This is a genomic window from Rhodococcus sp. IEGM 1379, from assembly GCF_030056815.1.
Taxonomy (GTDB): Bacteria; Actinomycetota; Actinomycetes; order Mycobacteriales; family Mycobacteriaceae; genus Rhodococcus_F.
The window spans coordinates 1-4680 of the sequence record NZ_JASHKR010000152.1; the positions used below are offsets into that span (position 1 = coordinate 1).

3 protein-coding genes are annotated in these 4680 nt (G+C 62.4%); 2 read left to right on the top strand and 1 reads right to left on the bottom strand.

Annotated features, from left to right (window positions below; translation table 11 throughout):
- Positions 1–1713, top strand: a 1713-nt coding sequence (gene acs / locus QM600_RS28925; RefSeq protein WP_283265175.1) for an acetate--CoA ligase, incomplete at its 5' end; no start/stop codon positions are given.
- 57 nt (positions 1714–1770) lie between these two features.
- On the opposite strand, the gene QM600_RS28930 is transcribed toward acs, so the two are convergent.
- A complete protein-coding gene (locus QM600_RS28930) occupies positions 1771–3171 on the bottom strand; it encodes an MFS transporter (protein ID WP_283265176.1) in 1401 nt (466 codons plus the stop codon).
- 240 nt (positions 3172–3411) lie between these two features.
- Between QM600_RS28930 and nhaA the strand changes: the two genes are divergently transcribed.
- Positions 3412–4650, top strand: a complete 1239-nt coding sequence (nhaA, locus tag QM600_RS28935; RefSeq protein ID WP_283265177.1) for a Na+/H+ antiporter NhaA — start codon at positions 3412–3414, stop codon at positions 4648–4650.
- Positions 4651–4680 lie beyond the last annotated feature (30 nt).

Genomic DNA, 4680 nt, shown 5'->3' on the forward strand with positions numbered 1-4680 from the left:
CTCAACGTCGCCTACAACTGCGTCGACCGCCACGTCCTCGCCGGCAACGGCGACCGCGTCGCAATCCACTTCGAAGGCGAACCGGGCGATAGCCGCGACCTCACCTACAACGACCTCCTCGCCGAAGTCAGCCGCGCCGCAAACACATTCACCGACCTCGGACTCGTCGCCGGTGACCGCGTAGCCATCTACATGCCGATGATCCCCGAAGCGATCATCACGATGCTCGCCTGTGCCCGCCTCGGACTGACCCACTCCGTCGTCTTCGCCGGATTCTCCGCCACCGCCCTGCGCTCACGCATCGACGACGCACAAGCCAAACTCGTCGTCACCGTCGACGGCCAGTGGCGTCGCGGATCTGCAGCCCCCATCAAGGAAGCTGTCGACGAATCCGTCGCCGGTGCGCAGTCCGTCCAAAACGTGTTGGTAGTCAACAGGACCGGCATCGACGTCGCCTGGACGCAAGGCCGCGACCTGTGGTGGCACGAGACCGTCGCCGCCGCTTCCCCGCAGCACGAAGCTCAGCCGTTCGACGCCGAGCATCCCCTGTTCATCCTCTACACCTCCGGCACCACCGGAAAGCCCAAGGGCATCATCCACACCTCCGGCGGCTACCTCACCCAGGCGTCGTACACCCACCACAACGTCTTCGATCACAAAGCCGGACAAGACGTTTACTGGTGCACCGCCGATATCGGCTGGGTCACCGGACACTCCTACATCGTCTACGGCCCGCTCTCGAACGGCGTCACCCAGGTTGTCTACGAAGGCACCCCGAACTCCCCGAACGAGCACCGTCACTTCGAAATCATCGAGAAGTACGGCGTCTCCATCTACTACACCGCCCCCACCCTGGTGCGCACATTCATGAAGTGGGGCCGCGACATTCCCGACGCCCACGACCTGTCCTCGATCCGACTCCTCGGCTCCGTCGGCGAACCCATCAACCCCGAAGCGTGGCGCTGGTTCCGCGACGTGATCGGCGGCGGCACCGCACCCATCGTCGACACCTGGTGGCAGACCGAAACCGGCGCGATCATGATCTCGCCCCTGCCCGGAATCACCGCCACCAAGCCCGGATCCGCGATGGCACCGCTGCCGGGCATCTCCGCGAAGATCGTCGACGACGACGCAAAGATCCTCGGCGCCGGCGGAAACGGCTACCTCGTTCTCGACGAGCCGTGGCCGGCGATGCTGCGCGGCATCTGGGGCGACATGGAACGCTTCAAGGACACCTACTGGTCCCGCTACGCCGAAGAAGGCTGGTACTTCGCCGGAGACGGCGCCAAGTACGACGACGACGGCGACCTCTGGGTTCTCGGCCGCGTCGACGACGTCATGAACGTCTCCGGCCACCGCATCTCCACCTCCGAGGTGGAATCGGCGCTGGTCAACCATCACGGTGTGGCCGAAGCCGCCGTCGTCGGAGCAGCGGACGACACCACCGGCCAGGGCATTGTCGCTTATGTGATCCTGCGCGAAGGCGTCGAAAACACCGGCGAAATCCTGATTGCGGAACTCAAGGCACAGGTGTCCAAGGACATCAGCCCCATCGCGAAGCCGCGTCAGATCACCATCGTGCCCGAGCTTCCGAAGACCCGGTCCGGCAAGATCATGCGTCGACTCCTGCGCGATATCGCGGAAGGTCGCGACCTCGGAGACACCTCAACACTGGTGGATCCCAAGGTATTCGACGCGATTCGCGGAAAGTAGGGCCTGCGGCCCTGTGCGCCTTTTGGTAGTGGGCACTACCAAAAAGGCGCACAGGGGCTATGCCCCTACGTCGTCGAGCGACTCGTCCTTCGTTTCACGCATGACGAGCAGGGCGACAAACGTCAGAGCCGATGCAACCAGCAGGTAGATGCCGACCCAGCCGACGCCGTAGTGGTCGACCAGATAGACGGCGATAAACGGAGCCACTGCCGCGCCGAGGATGCTCGCGGTGTTGTACGCGATACCCGATCCCGTGTACCGGACGTTGGTCGGGAACAGTTCCGGGAGAACAGCACTCATCGGTCCGAAGGTCAGACCCATCAGGATCATGCCGACAACAAGGAACGCTAGCATCCGGCCATCGCTCATGCCGTCGGACTGCAGGAAAAGGCCGAACGTGAGACCGAATGCCATCAACATGCCTGTGATGACCAGCAGCGTGATGCGTCGGCCATAACGGTCGGCCAGCCAACCCGATACCGGCACTGCGGCAGCGAAGAAGACCACTGCGATCAGCTGCAGCACAAGGAAATCGGTGTACTTGAAACCCGCTCCGACGCCACCTTCGGCGGGAGTCTTCGCGATTCCGTAGCTGAGCACCCACGTTGTCATGAGGTAGAACAGCGTGTAGGTGGCGAGCATGACGAAGGTACCGATGATCAGCTGACGCCAGCTGGTCTTGAATACCTCGGCGAGTGGCGTCTTGACCTTCTCGCCGCGCTCGACTGCGCGCGCGAATACCGGAGTTTCTTCGAGACGAAGCCGCACGTACAGGCCGATCATCACCATTACTGCGCTGAGCAGGAAGGGAATTCGCCAGCCCCACGAGAGGAAGGCTCCGTCGAGGTCGGGATTGGCGCTGTCATGGTTCATCATCAGCGAGATGGTCAGGAACAGGCCGTTCGCGAGGAAGAAGCCGATGGGCGCACCCAACTGTGGCCACATGGCCGCCCACGCCCGCTTGCCCTCCTTTGCCGTCTCGGTTGCAAGCAACGCTGCACCGGACCATTCACCGCCGAGGCCGAGGCCCTGACAGAAACGCATCAGCGCAAGAAGCGCCGGCGCGAGCAAACCGACTTGTGCATATGTCGGGAGCACACCGATGAGGAACGTCGCGACGCCCATGGTCAGGAGCGAGCCGACCAATGTCGCCTTGCGCCCCACCCGGTCGCCGAAGTGGCCGAAGAGGATCGAGCCGAGCGGACGCGCTACGAATGCGAGACCGAACGTCGCCAGCGATGCCAGGAGCGCGGTGGTGTCGTTTCCTTTGGGGAAGAAGAGATGCGGGAACACCGAGACCGCAGCCGTGGCATAGATGTAGAAATCGTAGAACTCGATCGACGTGCCGATCGTGCTGGCGACGATGATTCGACTGCGAGGCACACCACCGACTGTGTCAACGGCGGTTGTGTCACCACCGTCAGGCGTCGGCGGGTTCTTGTTCAGTGACGTACTCACTCGAGATGCTCCTGCAGCTATACAACGGTTGTCCAATTGGTGGGATGAATCCCACTACGTAGGAATTCAACACGGGCGCCATTTCGTACGCAAATTCGGTTCCGAGCCCGATCCGCGATAAAATCTCGTAAAAGGTGAGCCGGGAAGTCTGGTCGGCACGCGATTTTTCGCGTCCATATGTCCGCAGCGTCCGTATGTCTGCACACCGAACAAAGGTCGTATCCTCGCGTGATCTCCACTATGCGGTCAGAGTTGTCCCGCTACCTCCGCACCGAAACAGTGGGCGGGTCCATCCTTCTAGTCGCCGCTGCCATCGCCCTGATCTGGGTTAACTCGCCGTGGGGTGACAGTTACCTCGCATTGCGCGACTTCCAGATCGGGCCGTCGGCGCTCCACCTCGACCTCAGTCTCGGCACCTGGGCACAGGATGGTCTGCTTGCCGTCTTCTTCTTCGTGGCCGGCCTCGAACTCAAGCGCGAACTGGTCGTCGGGGAACTCGCTGACCGCAAAGCCGCCATGCTTCCGATCATCGCCGCGTGTGGCGGAGTTCTCGTTCCCGCGATCATCGCGGCATCGATCGGCTGGGGTACCCCGGGCATGGAAAAGGCGTGGGCCATCCCGGTTGCCACGGATATTGCTTTCGCCCTCGGCATCCTGGCTTTGACCGGTTCCCGTATTCCGACCAGCGCGCGGGTGTTCCTGCTCAGCCTTGCGGTAGTCGACGATCTCCTGGCCATCATCCTGATCGCCGTACTGTTCACCGCGTCGATCGCGATGCTGTGGTTGCTCACCGCTGTGGCGGCACTTGCCGTCTATGCCTACGCCCAGCACAAACGCATCACAACACCGTTCCTCTACATTCCCCTAGCGCTTCTGGCCTGGTATTCGATGCACGAGGCCGGTATCCATGCCACGCTCGCCGGCGTCGCACTCGGCCTACTCACGAGGGTCCGTCGTGACCCGGACGAGGAGTATGCGCCCGGGGCCCGGCTGGAACATCGCATCCAGCCGTTCTCGGCAGGGTTCTGTGTTCCCGTGTTCGCACTGTTCGCGTCCGGCGTTCCCATCAACGGCGCAGTGCTCGGGGACATCTTCACCGCACCCTTCGGGCAGGCCGTTGTCGTCGGCCTCCTTGTCGGAAAGACCGTCGGAATCTTCGGAATTTCCCTGCTCGCGATCAAATTGGGCATAGCCACAAAACCGAAGACGCTGGAACTGCGGGACATGTTTGCCCTCTCAGTTCTCGGCGGCATCGGGTTCACCGTTAGCCTGCTTGTAGCAGACCTCGCATTGGACGGGGTCGGCGATGGCAGTGAGGCCGAAATAGCGAAGGCCGCAGTTCTCGTGACATCGTTGATGGCGTCGCTGATCGGATCAGCGCTGCTGTGGCGACGTGGGCGGTTTCATGCGGCTCGCGACGAAGAGTCCGCTGCCATCGCTACGGACGTGAGAGAACTACCTGGAGAGGTCGACAAGTGAGCTTGACCAACGGAGAGAGCCAGCGCTTCA

Bases quoted from the DNA above. Each gene is read 5' to 3' on its own strand.
- nhaA (WP_283265177.1), top strand. From the start codon at position 3,412: ATGCGGTCAGAGTTGTCCCGCTACCTCCGCACCGAAACAGTGGGCGGG.